This is a genomic window from Streptomyces spirodelae (assembly GCF_017676385.1).
Classification (GTDB): domain Bacteria; phylum Actinomycetota; class Actinomycetes; order Streptomycetales; family Streptomycetaceae; genus Streptomyces; species Streptomyces spirodelae.
Window position 1 is genome coordinate 19,071 of the sequence record NZ_JAFFZN010000028.1, and the last position, 19,339, is coordinate 38,409.

At 69.5% G+C, this 19,339-nt stretch carries 20 protein-coding genes; 7 read left to right on the forward strand and 13 right to left on the reverse strand.

Annotation, left to right across the window (positions count from 1 at the left end; translation table 11 throughout):
• Window positions 1-134: 134 nt before the first annotated feature.
• The 7 genes from JW592_RS25820 to JW592_RS25850 form a co-directional block, all read right to left on the reverse strand.
• Entirely contained in the window at window positions 135-872 is a 738-nt protein-coding gene (locus JW592_RS25820) for an HAD family hydrolase (protein ID WP_209267633.1), read from the reverse strand.
• The gene (locus JW592_RS25825) at window positions 869-1,675 is read right to left on the reverse strand and encodes a DeoR/GlpR family DNA-binding transcription regulator (RefSeq protein ID WP_209267634.1); all 807 of its coding nucleotides are present in this window, start codon (window positions 1,673-1,675) and stop codon (window positions 869-871) included. Before JW592_RS25825 ends, JW592_RS25820 begins: the two co-directional genes overlap by 4 nt.
• Before the next feature lie 170 nt (window positions 1,676-1,845).
• Window positions 1,846-2,880, reverse strand: a complete 1,035-nt coding sequence (locus JW592_RS25830) for a zinc-dependent alcohol dehydrogenase (protein ID WP_209267635.1) — start codon at window positions 2,878-2,880, stop codon at window positions 1,846-1,848.
• 26 nt (window positions 2,881-2,906) lie between these two features.
• Window positions 2,907-3,914 (reverse strand): zinc-dependent alcohol dehydrogenase family protein, encoded by a 1,008-nt coding sequence (locus JW592_RS25835; RefSeq protein ID WP_209267636.1) that lies wholly within the window; start codon window positions 3,912-3,914, stop codon window positions 2,907-2,909.
• The gene (locus JW592_RS25840; protein WP_209267637.1) at window positions 3,911-4,807 is read right to left on the reverse strand and encodes a carbohydrate ABC transporter permease; all 897 of its coding nucleotides are present in this window, start codon (window positions 4,805-4,807) and stop codon (window positions 3,911-3,913) included. The genes JW592_RS25835 and JW592_RS25840 overlap by 4 nt, the downstream gene beginning before the upstream one ends.
• Entirely contained in the window at window positions 4,804-5,769 is a 966-nt protein-coding gene (locus tag JW592_RS25845; RefSeq protein ID WP_209267638.1) for a carbohydrate ABC transporter permease, read from the reverse strand. The genes JW592_RS25840 and JW592_RS25845 overlap by 4 nt, the downstream gene beginning before the upstream one ends.
• A gap of 123 nt (window positions 5,770-5,892) precedes the next feature.
• Window positions 5,893-7,242, reverse strand: coding sequence for an ABC transporter substrate-binding protein (locus JW592_RS25850; protein WP_209267639.1), 1,350 nt, complete (start codon window positions 7,240-7,242; stop codon window positions 5,893-5,895).
• 494 nt (window positions 7,243-7,736) lie between these two features.
• Here JW592_RS25850 and JW592_RS25855 point away from each other — a divergent pair, with 494 nt between their 5' ends.
• Window positions 7,737-8,654: a carbohydrate kinase family protein gene (locus JW592_RS25855; RefSeq protein WP_307805548.1), complete on the forward strand. Its 918-nt coding sequence runs from the start codon at window positions 7,737-7,739 to the stop codon at window positions 8,652-8,654.
• 330 nt (window positions 8,655-8,984) lie between these two features.
• On the opposite strand, the gene JW592_RS25860 is transcribed toward JW592_RS25855, so the two are convergent.
• The 3 genes from JW592_RS25860 to JW592_RS25870 all read right to left on the reverse strand — a co-directional run bounded on the left by JW592_RS25860 (window position 8,985) and on the right by JW592_RS25870 (window position 11,049).
• A complete protein-coding gene (locus tag JW592_RS25860; RefSeq protein ID WP_209267640.1) occupies window positions 8,985-9,761 on the reverse strand; it encodes an SDR family NAD(P)-dependent oxidoreductase in 777 nt (258 codons plus the stop codon).
• Window positions 9,762-9,904: 143 nt separating this feature from the next.
• Entirely contained in the window at window positions 9,905-10,663 is a 759-nt protein-coding gene (locus tag JW592_RS25865; RefSeq protein ID WP_209267641.1) for an SDR family NAD(P)-dependent oxidoreductase, read from the reverse strand.
• A gap of 119 nt (window positions 10,664-10,782) precedes the next feature.
• The gene (locus tag JW592_RS25870; protein WP_209267642.1) at window positions 10,783-11,049 is read right to left on the reverse strand and encodes an Atu4866 domain-containing protein; all 267 of its coding nucleotides are present in this window, start codon (window positions 11,047-11,049) and stop codon (window positions 10,783-10,785) included.
• Between the two features lie 139 nt (window positions 11,050-11,188).
• Here JW592_RS25870 and JW592_RS25875 point away from each other — a divergent pair, with 139 nt between their 5' ends.
• A complete protein-coding gene (locus JW592_RS25875; RefSeq protein WP_209267643.1) occupies window positions 11,189-12,037 on the forward strand; it encodes a helix-turn-helix transcriptional regulator in 849 nt (282 codons plus the stop codon).
• A 546-nt stretch (window positions 12,038-12,583) separates the two neighbouring features.
• Here the strand turns inward: JW592_RS25875 and JW592_RS25880 are convergent.
• From JW592_RS25880 to JW592_RS25890, 3 genes are all read right to left on the reverse strand, one after another.
• Complete coding sequence (locus JW592_RS25880) at window positions 12,584-13,156, reverse strand: sigma-70 family RNA polymerase sigma factor (protein WP_209267644.1); 573 nt, start codon at window positions 13,154-13,156, stop codon at window positions 12,584-12,586.
• Between the two features lie 367 nt (window positions 13,157-13,523).
• Window positions 13,524-14,474 (reverse strand): hypothetical protein, encoded by a 951-nt coding sequence (locus tag JW592_RS25885; RefSeq protein ID WP_209267645.1) that lies wholly within the window; start codon window positions 14,472-14,474, stop codon window positions 13,524-13,526.
• Window positions 14,475-14,556: 82 nt separating this feature from the next.
• A complete protein-coding gene (locus JW592_RS25890; protein WP_209267646.1) occupies window positions 14,557-15,342 on the reverse strand; it encodes a transglycosylase SLT domain-containing protein in 786 nt (261 codons plus the stop codon).
• 644 nt (window positions 15,343-15,986) lie between these two features.
• On the opposite strand from JW592_RS25890, the gene JW592_RS32965 reads away from it, so the two are divergent.
• From JW592_RS32965 to JW592_RS25915, 5 genes are all read left to right on the forward strand, one after another.
• Window positions 15,987-16,421, forward strand: a complete 435-nt coding sequence (locus JW592_RS32965) for a DUF6668 family protein (RefSeq protein WP_307805549.1) — start codon at window positions 15,987-15,989, stop codon at window positions 16,419-16,421.
• 5 nt (window positions 16,422-16,426) lie between these two features.
• Entirely contained in the window at window positions 16,427-16,702 is a 276-nt protein-coding gene (locus JW592_RS25900; RefSeq protein ID WP_229376868.1) for a hypothetical protein, read from the forward strand.
• Window positions 16,703-16,778: 76 nt separating this feature from the next.
• The gene (locus tag JW592_RS25905) at window positions 16,779-17,051 is read left to right on the forward strand and encodes a hypothetical protein (RefSeq protein WP_209267649.1); all 273 of its coding nucleotides are present in this window, start codon (window positions 16,779-16,781) and stop codon (window positions 17,049-17,051) included.
• A gap of 53 nt (window positions 17,052-17,104) precedes the next feature.
• Window positions 17,105-17,974 carry a DUF8175 domain-containg protein gene (locus tag JW592_RS25910; RefSeq protein ID WP_209267650.1) on the forward strand — a complete coding sequence of 290 codons (870 nt, stop codon included), beginning with the start codon at window positions 17,105-17,107 and terminating at the stop codon, window positions 17,972-17,974.
• Window positions 17,974-19,290, forward strand: coding sequence for a hypothetical protein (locus JW592_RS25915; RefSeq protein ID WP_229376869.1), 1,317 nt, complete (start codon window positions 17,974-17,976; stop codon window positions 19,288-19,290). The genes JW592_RS25910 and JW592_RS25915 overlap by 1 nt, the downstream gene beginning before the upstream one ends.
• The last annotated feature ends 49 nt before the right edge of the window (window positions 19,291-19,339 follow it).

Below are 19,339 nucleotides of genomic sequence, written 5' to 3' on the forward strand. Positions count from 1 at the left end.
GGGAGAGGGACGCAACCGGACCGTGCTGCGGGATCGTGGCGACCCTGATCGGCCTGACCGCCACCGGCCCACCGGACGGCTGCGCTGCCCCGTGGGGGCTGTACCGCGCGGTGGCGACCGGGCGGAGGTGGCTGTCAGGTCACGAGCCGGAGGACGTCGGACAGACCGCGTTCGCCGGTGCGGTTCTCGGCGGGGAGAATGTAGGTGCGCAGTCCGCAGGCGGCCGCGCCGCCGTCGCGGACCGGATTGTCGCCGACCATGAGCGTGGCGCGGGGGTCGGCTCCGAGGCCGGCGCACGCTTTGAGGAACAGTTGGGCGTCGGGTTTCTCGCGGCCCTGCTCGTAGGAGATGACGCAGCCGTCGAACAGGTCCTCCAGCCCGTGGTGGGCGAGGTGGGTCCGCAGGTCCCAGGCGAAGTCGCTCACGATGCCGATGCGCAGGCCGCGATCACGCAGCGCGTACAGGGTGGGTCCGGTGTCGGGGTAGGGAATCCAGGCGTCCGGCGCGGTGAGCTGCCGGTAGGCGTCCTCTTCCGCGCCGCGCAGGAAGTCCGCGTGCCGCCACCATCCGATCATGGCGAGGCGGTGCCGTTCGGGAGACAGGTCCCGGCCTTCCTGGAGGGCGACGACGGCGGGCAGCCGGAACGCCTCGCGCAGTTGCCGGGATATCTCTGCCACCGCGCCGGGTTCGTCCAGCAAGGCGAGGCGGCCCGAGGTCTCCCCGACCCGCCGCAGCCACGTCTCCAGGTCGATCATCTGGAAGATCGTGTTGCTGAAGTCGAACAGCACCGCTTCGACCTCCGGGGGCGGAGCGGCCATCTCCGCAGCGGTGGGGCGGTAGGTGCTGGGCGTTTCGAAAAGTGTCCGTATCACGTGCCGGGTTCTCCGCGGTCGATCACCTCGACTGCGACTCCGAATCCGCGCACGGCCGCGACCTCCGCTTCAGGGGTTCGGGAGTCGGTGATGACCGTCTCGTAGTCGGCCACGGTGCCGTAGCCGTATGTGGCGGTTTTACCGAATTTCGAATGGTCTGCCAGAAGCAGGGCCCGCTCCGCGGAGTCGAGCATGGCCAGCTTGACTTCGGCGTACTCGTTCAAGGGATGGAACAGCTGGCCGGTGCGGATGGCGGTGGCGGACATCAGGGCCAGGTCGGCGTTTATCCGGGAGAGGGCACGCGTGACCGCGGGGCCGGTGCAGGAATTGAAGTCCCCGTGAAAGCGCCCGCCGAGCAGGGTCACGTCCACCCCGGGTGCGGCCCCCAGACGCTGCGCCAGGCCCACCGAGTTGGTGACAACGGTGAGCTGGTCGAGTCGGGCAAGGGCAGCGGCCAGGGGGTAGAGGGTGGTGGAGTCGTCCATGAGCACCGTGCTGCCGGGCTCGATGCGGTCGACGGCCGCCGCGCACAGGGCCGTCTTGTCCTGCAGGGCGGCGCCCTCACGGAAACGGGTGGCGGTTTCCATGGTGAGCGCGGGGAAGGCGACGGCCCTGCCCCGCTCCTTGCGGAGCAGATCGCGCTTGGCGAGGTCGTCGAGGTCGCGGTGCATCGTCATCAGACTGACGTCGAAGTGCTCGGCAAGGTCGTCGATGCGGATCTCACCGTGATCGACGACGTACCGCAGAACGGCCTGACGTCGCTTCTCGACAGCGGCCTGCGACAGCCGTGTCCTGGCGGGCACTGCGGTCCCCCTTCCCTTCACCTGTGGAGCGCCTGTGCGTGTGCGTATGCGTCCGGCTCCGGCCGGGCCGGGCCGGGCGGACGATTACGGCTTCGCAGTCTCGCACAGGGCCGCGAGCCCGCGGCCGGTCTTCCCCGCCCGGGGAGACCGGCCCGGGTGCCGGTGCACCGCTACCGGCCCGCCACGGTCACCAGGACCTTCACATGTTCCGGGTCCAGTGCGGAGGCGAACGCCTTGCCCGCCTCCTCCAGACCGTAGGTGGCGGTGACGATCTCATCGGAGTCGACGGCGCCGGAGGTGATGAGCGAGATGGCGGTGCGGTAGTCCTCGGCCGTGTACATCAGGGTCCCTTCGATGCGGATCTCCCGGTCCTGGACCAGGTCCAGGCGGATCGGGGTCGTACCTGCGGCACCCACGCCCACGACGACGACATGGCCACCCTTGGCCACCAGGTCGACGGCCTGGGCCATGGACTGCTCCCGGGCCACGCAATCGAAGACGACATCGACGGGCCCGCCGAGTGCGGAGCGGACCCGTACGGGCAGGTCGGGGGCGTGGGCGGGCAGGGCCGCTGCGGCACCGAGGCGCAGCGCCCGGTCCCGCTTGGTCTCCAGTGGGTCGGTGACGGCGATCGCGGCTGCTCCGGCGTGCCGGGCGGCGACGAGGGTGAGCAGACCGATGGGGCCGGCGCCGAGGACGGCGACGGTGCGGCCGGTGAGGTCGCCGGCCTTCACCACGGCGTGCACAGGAGTGGCCAGCGGCTCGACCAGCGCGGCCTCGATGTCGGTCATGCTGTCGGGTACGCGGTGGACTCGGCCGGCGGCGATGGTGAACAGATCCGTCATGGCGCCGGGCGTCTGGCAGCCGAACACCTTCAGCTCCTGGCAGATGTTGTAGCGGCCGGAGCGGCACTGAGTGCATGCACCGCAGTACAGGTTCGGTTCGATGATCACCCGGTCACCCGGGGCGAAACCCTGTGCCCCCTCCCCCGCACCGGCCACCACGCCGACCGCCTCGTGGCCGGGGCGGTAGGGCAGGTCGATGAACGGGTGGTGACCGGCCGCGGCATGGGTGTCGGAGCCGCACACGCCGACGACCGTCGTACGGACCAGAAGTTCGCCGCTCCCCGGTACGGGCGCCGACACCTGCTCGATGGTGATGTCGTCGAGGGAGCGGACGAGCACGCGGCGGATGTGCTGGGACATGATGGCCTTCCGTTCGGCTGGGGAGTTCACGTGGTGGCGAGACCGGGCTGGATCAGGATCTTGCGGCCGGTGCTCGCCTGGAAGCGGGCGATCGCTTCCGGGAACCCCGTCAGGGGGAGACGGTCGCTGATGAAGACGTCCGGGTCGATGACGCCGGTGGCGAACAGGTCTGCTGCACGTTCGAAGCTGTGCAGGACGGCCATCGAGCCGGTGATCGTGATCTCCTGGTCGCAGATCCGGTACGGCTCGATGGTCGCCCGCGCCGTGTGGTCGGCGACGCCGAACTGCAGGTAGGTACCGCCCTTGCCCACTCGCCCGAGGGCGTCCTGGATGGCCTCGACGTTGCCGGTGACGTCGACGACCAGGTCCCAGCCGCAGGGCGGCGGGTCGAGCTCGTCGGCGGACGGGGCGGCGGAGGAGCAGCCCAACTGCACTGCTGCAGCCAGGCGTTCTGCGTTGACATCGATCACGTCGACCCGTGCGGCACCAGTGGTCTGGGCGAGTCGGAGCATCATCAGACCCATGGTTCCGGCGCCGTACACGAGGACGTGGGAGGCGAGGCGGGTGCGCAGCACGTCGTAGCCGTGCACCGCACAGGACAGCGGCTCGATCAGCGCCGCGTCCTCGGTGCGTACGCCGTCGGGCAGGATGACGCAGTTGGCGACGGGCGCGGCCACGAACTCGGCGGCGGCGCCGGAGTGGGTGACGCCGATGGCCGCGTACCGCTCGCACAGGTTGTTGCGCCCGAGGCGGCAGTAGCGGCACTCGGAGCAGTACAGGTTCGGATCGGCCGCGACCCGCGCTCCCACGGCCACCTCTGTGACGGCCGTACCGACCGCGACAACCTGCCCGGCGAACTCGTGGCCGGGAACGAGGGGCAGGCGGGGCGCGTGCCGGCCTCGCAGGATGTGCAGATCGGTGCCGCACAGCCCGGTCGCGGCCACCTGGATGACGACCTCGCGGGGACCGGGTGCCGGGTCCTCGACGACTGCGAGCTCGACCTTGCCGGGCGCGGCGATCACGGCGGCCCTCACTTGACGGCTCCCAGGGACAGGCCGCGCACCAGCTTGTCCTGTGCCGCGAACCCGGCGATCAGGACGGGCAGCGACACCAAGGTGGCCGCCGCGCACAGCCGGGCCAGGAAGAGGCCCTCGTTGGTGATGAAGCCGACCAGGAACACGGGCGCGGTGGACGCCTTCGTCGCGGTGAGGTTGACCGCGAACATGAACTCGTTCCAGCTGAAGATGAAGCAGATCAGCGAGGTGGCGGCGAGTCCGGGCATGGCGACGGGGGCCACGACCCGCAGCAGCACGGTGGGCAGTCCGGCACCGTCCACCTCGGCCGCCTCCAGGATCTCCTTGGGTACCTCGGCGAGGAACGACCGCATCATCCAGACGGCGATCGGCAGGTTCATCCCGGTGTAGAGGATGACTAGCGTCCATATGTTGTCCAGCATCCCGGCGTCTTTGACGATCATGTAGACCGGCAGCAGCGCCGCGATCAGCGGGAGGAACTTCGTCGACAGGAAGAAGAACATCACGTCGGTCCACTTCTCGACCGGCTTGATGGACAGCGCGTAGGCCGCGGGCACCGCCAGAACGAGCACCAGCAGGGTCGAGAAGACACTGGCCATGCCCGAATTGATCAGGTAAGGGGTGATGTCCCGCTCCAGCAGGAGCGTGTACTGGTCCAGGGTGAAGGGCGCCAAGGGGCTGGGCGGGTTGGTCGCGGCGTCTGCCTCCTGGTGGAAGGAGGTGAGCACCATCCAGGCCACCGGGGCGAAGAAGGCCAGGGTGGCGAGCCACGCGACAAAGGTCCACAGCGGTGAAAGGCGCGGGTCCTGGCCGGGATCGTCATGACGGCGACGGCGCAGAACTCTTCGGACAACGGTGCCGGATGCTGCCGGGGCGGTCGCCTGTGCGGTCATCGGGACACCTCCTCCTCACGGAACAGGGAGGCGACGGTGCGCAGGGCGAGCGTCGCGATGACGATCGAGCCGATCACCACGACGACGCCGGCCGCAGCGGCCTGGCCGTACTCGAACTTGCGGAACGTGGTCAGATAGATCTCGTAGGGCAGATTGGTGGTTCTGGAGCCCGGCCCGCCCTGGGTGATGGTGAAGACCGCGTCGAAGGTCTGCACCACGAAGATGCTGCCCAGCACGATGCCCAGCTCGATGTACCGCCGCAGGTGGGGCAGCGTGATGTGGGTGAAGGTCTGCAACGCCGAGGCCCCGTCGACCCGGGCGGCCTCGAGCACATCACCGGGCTGGGCCTGCAGGCCGGCCAGCAGGATGAGCATCATGAACGGAGTCCACTGCCACACCAGCGCGATCACCAGTGCGGGCATGGGGAGGTTCGACACCCAGTCGACGGAGGGGCCGTTGTCGGCGCCGAAGAACCGGTAGACGGCGTTCAGGATGCCGTTGAAGAGCCCGTAGTCAGGGTTGTAGAGGGCGTGCTTCCACAGCAGGGCACCGGCCACCGGCATCACCAGGAAGGGCGCGGTGAGCAGGGTGCGCGCCAGGCCCCGGCCGAGGAAGCGGCGGTCGAGCAGCAGCGCCAGTGCCAGACCGATGAGCACGCTGAGGATCACCACGGAGGCAGTGAGCACGACGGTGTTGAGCACCGCGGAGCGCAGCCGCACATCGCTGAAGACGAAGGCGTAGTTGGACAGTCCGGTGAAGTGGCGGTCGCCCGGCTGCAGGATGTTCCACTGGAAGGCGGAGATGACGAGCGTGGCCACGAACGGCAGTTGCGTGACGATGATCGTGAAGATCAGCGCCGGCAGCAGCGGGAAGCGCCGCCGCCACTTCTTCGCACCGGCGAGCGCGAGGGGACGGGCGGGTGGTCGGTCGGTCTTCGTGGGGGGAGGGACGAACGTGGTCATGGGCTTTCCTCGCCGATGGGGACACCTCCCGGGCTCTGAGGACACCGAGGGAGGTTGGTCGGGGACGGTGCCCCGGCCGACCGGGCGGCCGGCCGGGGCGAAGCGGCCTGCTTGTGGAGCGGCCTACTTCTGTTTCTTCGCGACGTCCTCCGCGAGCTTCTGGCCGTCGTTGAGGGCCTTGTCCACGCTGGTCTTGCCGGCGATTGCGGCGGAGATCTCCTGGGTCACCTTGGTCCCGAGGTCCTGGAACTGAGGGATGGCGACGAACTGGATGCCGCCGGTGGGCCGCGGCTGGACACCGGGGTCGGTCGGGTCGGCCTGCTGAATGGACTTCAGGGTGACGTCGCCGAACGCGGCGGAAGCCTTCTTGTACTGGGGTATCTCATAGGTGCTGGCCCGCTTCCCCGCGGGGACCCGCGACCAGCCGAGCTTCTCGCCGACGAGCTTCTCGTACTTCTTGCTGGACGCCCAGAGCATGAACTTCGAGGCGGCGTCGGCCTTCTTGGTGGTCTTCGGCATCGCCCACGCCCAGGACCACAGCCAGCCGCTGCTCTCGGTCTTCTCCACGGGTGCGTAGACATAGCCGATCTTGCCCGCGGCCTTGCTGGACTTGGCGTCCTCCAGCGACCCGGCCGCGCTGGTCGCGTCGTACCACATCGCGACCTTGCCCTGGCTCATCGCGTTCAGGCACTCGGTGAACCCTGCCTGCGGTGCCCCCGCCTCACCGTGCTTCCTGACCAGGTCCACGTAGAACTTCGTGGCCTTCTTGAAACCGCCGCTGTTGACCTTCGCCTTCCAGTCCTTGGTGAACCAGGTGCCGCCGAAGGTGTTGACCACGCTCGTCAGCGGCGCTCCGAGTTCGCCCCAGCCGGGCAGGCCGCGCAGACAGATGCCCTTCATTCCCGGCTTCGCGCCGTCCGCCTTGGCGGCGAGGTCCGCCACCTGATGCCAGGTCGGGCGCTCGGGCATCTTCAGGCCCTTCTCGGCGAAGACGTCCTTGCGGTACATCAGGAAGGACGACTCGCCGTAGAACGGCAGAGCGTAGAGCTTGCCGTCCTTGCCCGACAGCGACTGCACCATCGGCTTGAGCAGGTCGCCCTTGTCGAAGCTCGCGTCCTTGTCCGCGTAGGAGCCGAGCTCTTGCAGCCAGCCGTTCTTGTGCCAGATGGGTACTTCGTAGGCCCCGACGGTGGCGACGTCGTACTGGCCGGCCTGGGAGGCGATGTCCTGGGTGACTTTGTCGCGCAGTTCGTTCTCGGGAAGGATCGTGAAGTTCACCTTGATGCCGGTGTCCTTGGTGAACGTGTCCTTCGTCAGCTTGGCGATGTCCTCCATCTGCGGGTTACCGACCATCAGCACATTGATGCTCTTCGCCTCTCCCGAGGAGCCGCCTGCTCCGGCGCCCGAACACGCGGTGGCCAGGAGGGCGGTGGCGGCTGCGCCTGCGATGAGGGCACGTCTGATCGATGGCATGGCGAGGGACCTCTCGTGCGGGTGGTGGCGAGGGGGAATCGGCGGGTGGGGGTCTGCTTTCGGGTCTCCCGGAACACCCGGGGTTCCCAGAGGTTCCGTGACGGCGGGGCGTCTCCGCCCGTCCAGCGAGGGGAGACCGGGCTCCGCGGCCGCAGCACCGCACGTCGGGGGATGCGACTCAGCGGCAGTGCGGTCGGGAGGCGACCGAGAAGGGCGGGGTACGGCAGTGCGAAGGAGGCTCGGGGGTGTCGAGCGCGGTATCGATGGCTGAATTATTAGCAGCAGACCACGCCTTTGTTAACACATCTTGCGAGATTTTCTTCTGCCACTTATCGTTGCTCCACTTCCCCGCCCTGTCCCGCGCCCTCCGGGCTCACACCCCGTCCCGGCGCCCGCCCCCCCGGTCGCGCCCCCGGTCGCGCCGCTCGACGTGCTCGACGTACCCGACGGCAGGCACGCCTCCGCGGCCGGCGGCCCCGAACGAAGGAGCAGATGTGATCACGGTCGTCGGCGAATCCCTGATCGACCTGGTCGGACCCGCCGCAGGGCGCACATTCGCGTCCCTGCCCGGCGGCAGTCCGGCCAACGTGGCCGTGGGCCTCGCCCGACTCGGCAACCAGGTCACGCTGGCCACACACCTCGGCGACGACACCTTCGGCCGGCTGGTGCGCGAGCACCTGGAGTGCAGCGGTGCCGACGTCCGCATCCTCCCAGGGCCGAAGGAACCGACCAGCCTGGCCATCGCCACCCTCGACACCGAGGGGGTCGCCGACTACGACTTCCGCATCGCCTGGGACCTCCACGAGCTGCCCGTGCTGGACAGCTCCTGCCAGGCTGTGCACACCGGATCACTCGCCACCACCCTGGCGCCGGGAGCGGACGTCCTCGAAGCCTTCATGGCCGCCGAACACACGCGCGGCGCCGTGACGCTCTCCCTGGACCCCAACATCCGCCCCTCCCTGCTGCCACCACGGGCCGAGGTGGTCGCACGGGTCGAACGGCAGGTGGCCATGGTGGATGTGGTCAAGGTCAGCTCCGAGGACGTCGCCTGGCTCCACCCCGGAGAGAAGGACACCGAAGTGGCCCGCCGCTGGCTCGCCTCGGGACCGGCACTCGTCGTGGTCACCCGCGGCGCCGCCGGCGCCTGGGCCGTGACGGCCGCCGGAGAGGCTCGGCAACCAGCATCCCCGGTGAAGGCGGTCGACACTGTGGGCGCCGGTGACGCCTTCACCGCCGGCGTCCTCGACTGGCTCGGCCGGGCCGGCCTGCTCGGCGGAGCCCGGCGTGGAGAGCTGGCCGGCCTCGACGGCAGGGCGCTGAGCGACCTGCTGCGCACCGCAACCGTCATCGCGGGCATCACCTGCACACGGCAGGGTGCCGAACCACCCACTCGCACTGAAATCGCGGCGTGACAGGGTTCCGGCCCTGCGGGCCCGCCACCACCGCGACGGAACACCCGTCACGGCGCAGGGTCGGAACCCCCGCGAAGGTGCGCAGTGCGCCCGCTGGTCCCTGAGAACTCCTCGAAACCGTGCCCGCTCAATCGCGCTGCTGCTCTGCACTTGGCGCGCAGAAGTCTCGGCTGTCTGCGCACAGACATCGGGGAATCGCGCCGGGGTGCGCTTCGGGCGCGCCCCCGGCCTTCCCCCGCTGCACTCCCGCGATCAGCCTCGGCAGCAGGCGGTCCAGTTGAACAGTTCGGTGAAGCCGTGGTCACCAGATATGTGCTGTCTGATGCGTCGCTAGATCGCGGTGAAGCCGCCGTCAGCTGCGACCACGGCTCCCGTGACGAAACTGGAGCGGGGCGAGGCGAGGAAGCACAGGACCTCGGCGATCTCCTCGGGTTGCGCCACACGTCCCAGGGGCTGCGCGGCGGCGAAGGACGCCAGGTAGGCGCGGCTGTCGGGGCGGATCGTGTCGAGGAAGTCCGTCTCGATGACGCCCGCGGCCACGAGGTTGGCGCGGATGCCCAGTGGGCCGCCCTCGACGGCGAGCACCTTGGTCAGTTGGGCCAGAGCTCCCTTCGACGCGCTGTAGGCGACGCCTTCGGGCAGGGCGACGGTGGAGGCGTACGAGCCGGTGCTGACGATGGCGCCGCCGCCGCGGCTCTTCATGGCCCGGAACGCCTCGCGGGCGCAGAAGAAGGAGCCGCGGGCGTTGACCGCCATCACGGTGTCCCAGTCCTCGGCCGTGGTTTCGGTGACGGGTTTGTTCTGGGTGCGCCCGGCATTGTTCACGAGGATGTCCAGCCCGCCGAAGGCGTCCAGAGCCGTTCCCACCGCGCGGTGGGCGGTCTCCTCCTGGGTGATGTCACCGTTTGTCGCGACGACGCCGGGAAATTCTTTCGCCAGGTTCGTGACGTCGGGGCGGAGGTCGAGGGCGACGACCCGGGCGCCGCGGGCGAGGAGGAGCGCCACGGTCTCCCGGCCCACCCCTCGCGCGGCTCCAGTGACGAGGGCGATCTTCCCAGCTAACTCGGTGGATTCGGATGTTGCGGCGGATGCGGTTGCAGGTGTCATGGTGCGGTCCCTGGAGAAGGTGAGTGCAGGTGCCGGTGCAGGGCATCTGAAGTGCTGTGCAGGGGTGCGGTGCGCGGACCGGGTGGGCCGCGCCGTTGACCCATTCACGGCAGGCCCATGTGGACGCCGTACGGCTGGGTTGTTCAGTACGCGGTGAGCCCGCCGTCGACCACCAGCTCCGCGCCGGTGACGAACGAGGAGTCGTCGCAGGCCAGGAAGAGGATCGCGGGTGCGATCTCGTCGGCGCGGCCGGCTCGGCGCATGGGGGTGCGTTGGATGTCCGGCTGCTGGTCGCCTCGGTCGTCCAGGAGGTCCTGGATCATCGGCGTGGCGATCACCCCGGGATGCACCGAGTTGATCCGTACTCCCTGCCGGGCGTACTCGACTGCAGCGGTCTTGCTCAACAGGCGCACGGCCCCCTTGGACGCCTGGTAGGCCGCAGCCGCACCGCTTCCTACCAGGCCGAGTACTGACGACGTATTGATCACCGACGCGTTGCCGCTCGCGCGCAGGAGCGGCATCGCCGCCTTCATGCCGAGCCATGTGCCTTTCTGGTTCACGTCGATGACGCGGTCCCACGCCTCTTCCCGCGTGTCCTCGATACCTGGCCAGTCCAGGATGCCGGCGAGGTTCACGAGCACGTCCAGCGTTCCGAACCGGTCGCGTACGACGGTGATCACTTCGTCCCACTCCCGCGCGGAGGAGACATCGAGGCGGGCGGTGACGACGTCCGCGCCGAGTGCCCCGAGCCGGTGGGACAGGTCCCGCAAGGGGCCTTCGGCGATATCGGTGATCACTATCCGGGCGCCTTCGCGGGCGAAGAGTTCGGCGGTCGCTGTGCCGAGGCCGCCGGTCGCACCCGTGATCAGCGCGACCTTGCCGTCAAGTCGTTGTCCGGTCATGGATATGGTCCTTGGTTCTCGTTGCTGCTGGCTGACTGACTGGCTGCTGTGTCGGGGCTTCTTGGTCCCCCGACGGCGGATTCGCCCCCGGTGCCAGGGCGGCCGTGGCCCGGCCTCCGCTACGACGACTTCTGCTCCCGGTAGAGCACGAGGCCCTCGTGGTAGAGCACTCCGTCCCGGATGTCGCCCGTGGCGGTGAACCCGGTGTCGTCGACGTAGTCCAGGTGGCTGCCGGTCACCGTGTACCGACCGGTGTACGCGCTGCGCCGCTCGCCGCGGGCTTCGTCGTAGCGGCCGTCCGGCAGCAGCTCCTGACGGATGTGACCATCCGCGGTCACCCACATCCCAGCCACGTCGACGTGGTCGCCCTCAACGGTCCCGGCCATGGCGGACTCCTCTCCTCGAATGGTGCGGTCCTTCCCGCTCCACCGAGTCTGGGCAGGTCAGCGGCCATCAACCAGGACGCATGCTGCCTGGGTGCGGCACACCCAGGCAGCGCACCGGGCCGTCGTCTAGCCTGCGCACATGGACGACAACCACCTGGGAGACTTCCTGCGCGCACGCCGCGCCGGCCTGCGGCCGGAGGACGTCGGCATGGCGAGCTACGGGGCCCGCAGAGTCGCCGGACTGCGACGCGAGGAGGTCGCCGTCCTGGCCGGAGTGAACGCCGACTATTACACCCGCCTGGAACAAGGCCGCGAGCGCAATCCTTCACCCCAGGTGGTCGATGCGCTCAGCCGCGCGCTGCGCCTAGACGCGGACGCACGCGCGCACTTGTACCGGCTGGCCGGGGCCACGCCGAACGACCAGCCCTCCGTCCACGCCGCCGAGCGGGTCAGCCCTTCGCTGCGACAGCTGATGGACGGCTACCCGAACACTCCGGCGTTCGTCATGAGCCGGACCCTGGACCTCCTCGCCCTCAACGCCCTGGCCGATGCCCTCTACGCCCCGTTCGAGCCGGCGGACAACCTGGCCCGCATGACCTTCCTCGACGCCGCGGGCCGCAACTTCTACACGGACTGGGACCGGGCGGCACAGGCCACCGTCGCCAACCTTCGCGAGGCAACCGGATTCGACCCGGACAACCCACGGCTACGCGAACTCGTCCGCACCCTCACTGAGCACAGCGCGGACTTCACCCGCCTCTGGAACACCCACACCGTGCGCGGCAAGACCCAGGACGCCAAACACTTCCTCCACCCGGACGTCGGCCCCCTCACCCTCACCTACCAGGCTTTCGACGTACGCGAAGCGCCCGGCCAGCAGCTCGTCATCTACCACGCCGAGCCAGGCAGCCTCAGTGCCCAGTCCCTCAATCTGCTCGGTTCCATCCATGCCACCCGGCGCCGACCCGCCACCCGGCCCCACCGCTGATCAGCCGACGGAACATGGTGATAGGTCGGCAATAGTGCCCGGTCGACCTCGCCCCCGCGTGTTTCATTGGTGGTCGCTCATGAAGCACCCGGCCGCACGGACGGTCACCTGTGGTGATCATGTTGGCGTCGTGTGCGGATGACCCGCAAGTGTGGGGCCACGCGCAAGGAAAGGCAGGAGGCCATGGCTGTGACGACCTCTCCCTCCGCGAAGGCCATGCACGGCTTCATCGCCCTGAACGGCACTTCGCCGTCCGGAATCCTTCGACGGGGCCGGGACCAGGTACGCCAGTATGGCGGGCGCGTCGTCGCCAGGACCCGGTGCAGGGCGGCCCGGAACAGGGCCGCAGTTCTCGCCGGGATCACCCCCGGAGACCGGAGGACAGCCCATCCCCACGGCATACGAGCAGCCGTGTGGATGGGCGTCCGTCGGCCTGTCGGTCGAGGCCGTGCTGCGGCTGGGGTTCCGTAGCGAGGCCGTACGGCCGGACACCGGCTTCCAGTGCCTGGTGTGCGTACGGAGCGCCCAGGAAGGGGCGCGCATGGGCTACTTGACCGCAGCGGTGGGTTTCTGGCCCTCGGCGGCTTCGGTCACGCCCAGGGTCAGCCGCAGCTTGCGCACCGCGTGGTACAGCCGCGACTTCACGGTCCCCGGTGGTATGCCGAGGACGAGTGAGACCTCGCGTGTCGACCTGCCGGTGTAGTACGTCTCGTACAGCACCTCCCGATGCGCGGGCGAGAGCGCCTGGAACGCCTGCACCAGCACCAGGGAGGAGAGCACCCGGTCGACATCGTCGTTGTCGGCCAGCACATCCTCCAGCCAGGCGTTGCCGTCGACTTCCTTGGGCCGCGCCCTGCGCAGCCGGTAGTCGTCGATGACGAGATTGCGCGCCACCTTGAACAACCAGGGACGCAAGTCCTGCCCGTCGCCGACCAGTTGCTGATTGCGCCAGCAGCGCAGCAGCGTCTCCTGCACCACGTCCTCGGCCCTTTGCAGATCACCACCGAGCAGTTGGAGCACATAACCCTGTAGGGGCCGTGCGTGCTGCTCGTACAGGGAACGGGTCGCTCGTTCCTGGGCGCTGACCGCTCCTCCTGACCCCAAGACGGTCCAGCTCACGGTTGATACCCCCTCGATTCGCGCCGTCGACGACGGCGGGACTGGCCTCGGGACTCGCACAGCGGCCCCCTCACGAGGCAGAGAGTTTTCTGAGGGGAGATCCACGTGACGTTGACGACCGATTGCCTCGGAGCGGCACGGTATTGAGCCAACACATAAGGCTTGGATCGGTCTTATCCCGGTAAATCAGCCTCTAGCGCGTTTAACGAGGAATTAGATGCGCCTTGAGCGACGGAAGTTCGCACCGGAACCAACAACATTCGGTGACGCGCGTCACAAAGCCCCTGGTGTGCTCCTTTCCGCTGCGTCGGCTCTCCGGCGTCAATCCGATGTTGATGCCGCAGGTCAGCGGCGTATATCCGGCGGCTCAACCGTCATGAGATCCGCCACGGCCGCCCGCAACGCCGGCGCCCCCGACACCGGCGAGGGCGTGCAGACGCTGACGGACATGGCAGGGCAGCACCGTGTCGTCGGCTGCGGGTCCGGCTTCCGAGGCGAGCGCGGCCCACGTGGCCAGGAGCCCCCGGCCATGCGCGAGTAGCGACTGCGGATCCGTGAGCATCTGCCAGTTGCCAGCGGCACGCTTGAGGTATCCGTAGGCACGGGGGCTGCCCTGCCGATGGCAGACCCGTGCGAGTTCGAGGTATATCCCCACGGCCTTCGCGTAGTTGCCGCCCAGGCGTGCGACGAACGCCTCCAGGTCGCGCGCCTCCAGGGTGTAGGGGTGCTCCTCGCCGTAGCTGCGCACGGCGTGTTCCCGCAGCCGGAAGGCGAGCACCATGGCGCGCTGCGGCTCGCCGCCGCTCGCCGCCCTGTTGATGTGCGCCACGGCCTCCGCCAGTTCGCCTGGGACCGGAGCCGGAGCGGGTTGCGGCTGCTCGGCGTCGGGGCCGGGGTTCTCAGCGGGGGCGGGATTCTCAGCGGGGCCGGGGACGGGAGCCGGGGCGGGGACGGGAGCCTGGACGGATGTCCCTTCAGGGTGCGGGTCGGTGTCGGCAGGCTGCGCGTCGTCGACCGGTGGCGCCTCGTCGCCCGTGGGTACGAGCAGCCGGCTCGAGCCGTCCGGAGCGACCTGGATGTAGGTCGCGCTGCCGTTCTCCCGCAGATCGAGGATGGTCGCCTCGACGGATTCGCCCCGCTCCTGCGCCGCGCGGTGTATGGCGTCGAGTACCGCGACGTGGACCTCTTCGCCGTCCGCCGTCGGCATGCGCTCACCGTTGAGCGCCACGGAGCCGTCCCGGGCGATGAGCACCTCGAACCGGGAAGGAGTCGGGGCGAGCTGCGGAGTTTCGGCGCCTGCCGATACCGCCTGGTTCACCGTCACTCCTGCGGGATGCGTGTGGCGCATGTGGCGCTGCCTTTCCATTCTCGTAAGGGGTCGGGCCGTGCCGTGGCCTCGGTCAGGAATCGGGAGCAGACGTGGGTGGGGTCGGGAACTCGGAAGGCGACACGGCACCGCCGATCCCCTCGAACCGTGGGAAGAGCGACCTGACGGTGATCACATAGCCCTGCGCCGTGCCGGACCGGGGAAGGCCCTTGGCGTCCTGCACCGCCTTCAGCCCGACGTCGTAGGCGGCGAGAGTGAGGTCGAGAACGCTCTGCCCCTCGGGGGCCTGCCCGCTGTCGACGAGCGGCTTGACCTTCTCGGCCAGCGAGCACATGTAGCGGCCCTGAGCCATGATCGAGTCCTCGGGATCGGTTGCCGAGGTCTCGTCGTTGTCGTCCTCGTCCTCGCCGAACTCCTCGAACTTGTCCGGCGGCAACTGCGAGATGCCCTTCTCCCCGTTGGGGCCGAGCATGTCCTCGTTGAACGAGGACTCGTGCTCGATCTGTGCCGCGATGACGACCGGTCCGATGACATCGCAGATGCCCCCGGCCTCCTCGATGGTGTCCGCCAGTTCCGCGGGCACCGTGTCGTGGTGCAGCTCGCCCTTCCCGTCACCCTGGACCGACTCGGACACTTCGTCGGTGTCGATGTCCGAGGGCGAGACGTCGTCACCCCCTCCTCCACCGCCGAAGAACAGGATGAGGGCGATGATGGGCGCGAAGAGGACGCCGAGCCCACCGAAGACGATCAACAGGACGATCAGGCCGGCCGCTGCCGCCGGCAGTGTCATGCATCCGCAGCCCGTTCCGACCAGGCCGATCAGCGTCGCCTTGCCGGACATCCCCTCGTTCTCGCTCATGGGCCCATCACCCGCCTCCTCCTCCCTCCGCACCGAACGTCGCCGCGTTGACCAAGAGCGGTGAACCACTTCCGCTGAAGTCCCGTTGTGGCTCTCCGACGGAGGGCAACGCGCTTGCAGATCCGAACGGGCACAGGGGCGAATCAGTTCAATTCGACTTCCCGCCAGGCCCCGTGAGGGCGCAGGGCAGCCGCAGCACTGAAACCCAGGAGATCGCAGGAGAGGAGGCTGGACACGCGATGAGCGTCCCCCCACCGGCGTCAGCCGGCCAGGCACCCGCCGGCCCGCACATGTGGGTACGCGGGCCGACGGAACCTCAACCGGCCACGGAGGCGCGGGAACCGGTGGGTCAGGAAGGGCGGTCCGCGGACCCGGCAGCTCCGGCTCCGGCAGCACCGGCTGCGCCGTCGCCGGGTCCGGAACCGGTACGAAGGGCGCCGACCGCACCGGCCGCTCCGTCACCGGCCCCGCTCGGCCAGCACGCCATCGCCGTCGATCCGGCAGACCCGGCCGCCGGGCCAACGGTGCCGGCCGACCCGGCCGCCGGGCCGACGGTGCCGACGGGCCCGGCCACGGCCGTGCCCGGGAGCCGGTCGCCGCGCCCTCCGGTGCTCGGGGAGCCCGTCGCATCCGACGGCGGTCCGGTGAGCTGGGTCGGTGCTCATGGCGGCGCGGGAACCACCACGCTCGCCGACCTGGTCGGCGGACGTGACCTGGGGCGCCGATGGCCGGACCCGTCCCAGGGAGAGCCCGGCCGGGTGTTCCTGGTGGCGCGCACCCACGCCTCAGGGCTGCGGGCGGCCTCCCGGGCGCTGGAAGTCCTGCACTCGGGAGAGCACCCGGCGGGGGTGGACCTGCTCGCCGTGGTCCTCGTCGCCGACGCACCCGGGCGGCTGCCCTTCCACCTCGCGCAGCGCGTCCGTGTCCTGCGCTCCGTCGCGGACGTCCACCGAGTGCCCTGGGTTCCGGCGTGGCGGGGGGAGAAGCGGACCGGGCCCGTACCGAGAGCCATCCGCACGCTCGGTGAGCTGGCCGGAACCCGGCTCGCCCACTCCAAGAAGCGGGAGAAGACACGGTGACCGTCATGAACCAGATGCCCCAACTGCTGGCGGAAGAACTCGCCCCCTACCAACCGGGGGGCGACGCGAATCAGATCCTCAGTTGGCTGGCTTGGGCCGCGTCGGGGGCGGGTGTGCTCGGGCTCATCATCGTCGGCACCCAGATGTCCCTCCAGTTGCGGCGTGGAGAAATGGGCGAAGGCGCCACGTACTTCCGAGGGTTCTTCATCGTGCTGGTCGCCTCGGTCATCGCCACCACGGCGGCACCGCTCGTGCAGTGGTTCGGCCCTCTGACCCCCTGAAACACCGCCGGTTCGGCTCCGGTACGGCATTTCGCCACACACACATCCCAGTTACATCACCTCACAGGAGACTCCGATGAAGACCACTCTGCTCAGCCTCTACCTGGCGGTGCCGCAGCCCAAGCGCCAGGCCCCCGACGGCCTCGGGCCGAAGATCGACAAGATGCTCGGCCTGGCCGCGTGGGCCGGTACCGCGGCAGGCGTACTCGGAATCGTGATCACCGGCGCCATGATGGGCATTTCCCTGAAGCGCGGCGAGAGCTCCGAGCACATGAGCCGGCTCGGCATGGTGCTGGGCGGCTGCTGCCTCGTGGCCTCCGCAGGGCCCTTCGCGAACTGGATCTTCTGAAGAGACGGGCAACTCCGGGGCACCGAGGGGCACCGAGGCGGGAATGAGTAGCAATGTTCTCACGCAAGCAGGACGACGACACGGTTGACGCGCCTTTCTGGAAACAGCGCGGGTGGGTGTTCTCGGCCGTATTCCTGGCGACCGCGCTGGTCATCGCGGCCGTTTCCTATGTCACGGGTTCCGGCGGGGCCGACGACGGCGCCGACGCGCCCCGGAAGGCCATGAAGGGGCCGCTCACCTCGCACCGCCCGCACAAGGACGGACCGGCGGCGGACGAGCGGCCCAAGGGCTGCCACACCGAGGACGAGGACGCTGGAACTCCGAAGACGGACAAGAAGACCGGAAGTACGGAAGAGCAGGACACCGGAAGTACGGAAGAGAAGAGCAAGGAGCCGACGGCGGACGGGGCGAATCCGTCCCGTCCGACCTCCCCGCCCAAGGACGTCGCCTGGAAGACGCTCGACCGCACGAGTGTGCCCACCTCGCCATCGGCCGGACCGACACGGTTCAACGGGCCGGTGTGGTGGTGCTACGCCCACACCCCCATGGGCGCCGTCATGGCAGCACACGGCATTCTCACGCACATGAGCAGCGCCGACTGGCGCACCGTCGCCGAGCAGCAGCTCGTCCCAGGAGACGGCAAGAAGCAGTTCATCTCCCAGCGCTCCACGGTCTCCCAGGCGGATGTGGAAGGCCAGGAGCCCGGGGTCTACTCGGGTTTCTCGGTGCCCTCGTATTCGAAGAAGGCCGCCGAGGTGCGGATTCTCATCAAGAGCGCGAGCGGGAGCCTGAGCGCGACGACGGTCTCGATGCGATGGGACGGCGGCGACTGGAAAGTCGAGCCTCGGTCGAACGGTTCCCTCTTCTCCTCCCCGACTTCCGCGATGAGCAATGGCGGATACGTCAAGTGGGGGGCTGCCTGATGGCGGCATGCGGCAGCACGGGAAATCCGATCCTGGACATCGCCAAGGGATTCTTCGACTTCCTGGGCGACCCCATCGGCACCATCATCAAGGGCATCGCGAACGCCATCATGACCGGGGCGCTGTCCGCGTTCACCGCGGTGACCGAGGCCATCCCCACCTTTTCCACCACGGCGTCCAGTCCGGTGCACAACCAGGTGAAGTACATCGTCGTCTACCTCGCCATCGGCTCGCTGCTCTTCGCCTGCGTCCGGATGGCCGCGGAACGCCGGGCCGACGCCGGGCAGACCGCGCTGCGGGGCATGGTGCGGTTGATCGTGGTGGCCGGCGGGGGAACGACCATCATGGCCGCCGCCGCCGGAGTCGGTGACAGCTACGCCGACTACCTGTTCGAAGGCGCCGTGAACGCGCAGATCAACAACATGGGATGCGGTTCCTCGGACGACGTACCGTCGTTCCTCTATCTGATCCTCGCGTTCCTGCTGCTGATCGCCGCCGTCGTGCACGGCATCCTGCTCTATGTCCGGCTCGGCGTCATGATCGTGCTGTTCGGCACCCTTCCGCTGGCCGCCGCGGCGTCCATGCTCGACTGGGGCGGCGGCTGGTGGCGCAAGCACATCGGCTGGATGGTCGCCTGGGTGCTCTACAAACCCGCTGCGGGTCTCGTCATCTACGCGGGCACGGCGCTGACCACGGGCGAGTACGAAGGGGCGGAGACCGCGAACATCCACGTCAAGATCGCCGGCATCTGCGTGATGCTCCTGTCGGCCATCTCGCTGCCCGCGCTGCTGAAACTGGTGGTGCCCGCCACCGCGGCGCTCGGTGGCAGCGGTGCCTACTCCGGCGCCGTCACCGGCGCCGCCGGCGGGATCGCCTCCGGCGCCAAGTCGGTCGCCGGCGCGGGGGCGTCGGGCGGGGGCGGCAAGTCGGGTTCCGGCGGTAAGTCCGGGGCCTCCGGAGCCACCGGGCCCTCGGGCGGCGGCGGCCGGTCCGGGCCCGGCGGCCTCGCCGCAGCGGCCACCGGCAGCCGGTCGGGCGGCGGCTCCGGAGGCGGCGGCCGGGGCGGAGGAGGCCCGTCAGGTGGCGGCTCGGGCGGGGGCGGCTCGGGCGGCGGCGGGGGCGGCCGGGGCGGAGGAGGCCCCAGCGGCGCCGCACGCGGTGCCGGCGCCGGGCCGGCCGGTGTCGCCTTGGCAGCGGCGTCCGCCGCCAAGGGCGCCGCCAAGGGCGCCGGGAACCTCGTCAGCGGCGCGGTGGACGACGCGGACGGAGACCTCGGCCACAACGGGCCGAGCGGCAACCACGACCGCAACCAATGAGCGGCCGTCCAGGGCCGGGTGGGCACTCCGCCCGGCCCCGGACACCGCC

Excerpts from the sequence above, each read along its gene's own strand:
- JW592_RS25900 (WP_229376868.1), top strand. The coding sequence starts at position 16,427 with ATGAACCAGATGCCCCAACTGCTGGCGGAAGAACTCGCCCCCTACCAA.
- JW592_RS25875 (WP_209267643.1), top strand. The coding sequence starts at position 11,189 with ATGGACGACAACCACCTGGGAGACTTCCTGCGCGCACGCCGCGCCGGC.
- JW592_RS25840 (WP_209267637.1), bottom strand. The coding sequence starts at position 4,807 with ATGACCGCACAGGCGACCGCCCCGGCAGCATCCGGCACCGTTGTCCGA.
- JW592_RS25845 (WP_209267638.1), bottom strand. The coding sequence starts at position 5,769 with ATGACCACGTTCGTCCCTCCCCCCACGAAGACCGACCGACCACCCGCC.
- JW592_RS25915 (WP_229376869.1), top strand. The coding sequence starts at position 17,974 with ATGGCGGCATGCGGCAGCACGGGAAATCCGATCCTGGACATCGCCAAG.
- JW592_RS25910 (WP_209267650.1), top strand. The coding sequence starts at position 17,105 with ATGTTCTCACGCAAGCAGGACGACGACACGGTTGACGCGCCTTTCTGG.
- JW592_RS25850 (WP_209267639.1), bottom strand. The coding sequence starts at position 7,242 with ATGCCATCGATCAGACGTGCCCTCATCGCAGGCGCAGCCGCCACCGCC.
- JW592_RS25865 (WP_209267641.1), bottom strand. The coding sequence starts at position 10,663 with ATGACCGGACAACGACTTGACGGCAAGGTCGCGCTGATCACGGGTGCG.
- JW592_RS25830 (WP_209267635.1), bottom strand. The coding sequence starts at position 2,880 with ATGTCCCAGCACATCCGCCGCGTGCTCGTCCGCTCCCTCGACGACATC.
- JW592_RS25870 (WP_209267642.1), bottom strand. The coding sequence starts at position 11,049 with ATGGCCGGGACCGTTGAGGGCGACCACGTCGACGTGGCTGGGATGTGG.
- JW592_RS25890 (WP_209267646.1), bottom strand. The coding sequence starts at position 15,342 with ATGAGCGAGAACGAGGGGATGTCCGGCAAGGCGACGCTGATCGGCCTG.
- JW592_RS25860 (WP_209267640.1), bottom strand. The coding sequence starts at position 9,761 with ATGACACCTGCAACCGCATCCGCCGCAACATCCGAATCCACCGAGTTA.
- JW592_RS25905 (WP_209267649.1), top strand. The coding sequence starts at position 16,779 with ATGAAGACCACTCTGCTCAGCCTCTACCTGGCGGTGCCGCAGCCCAAG.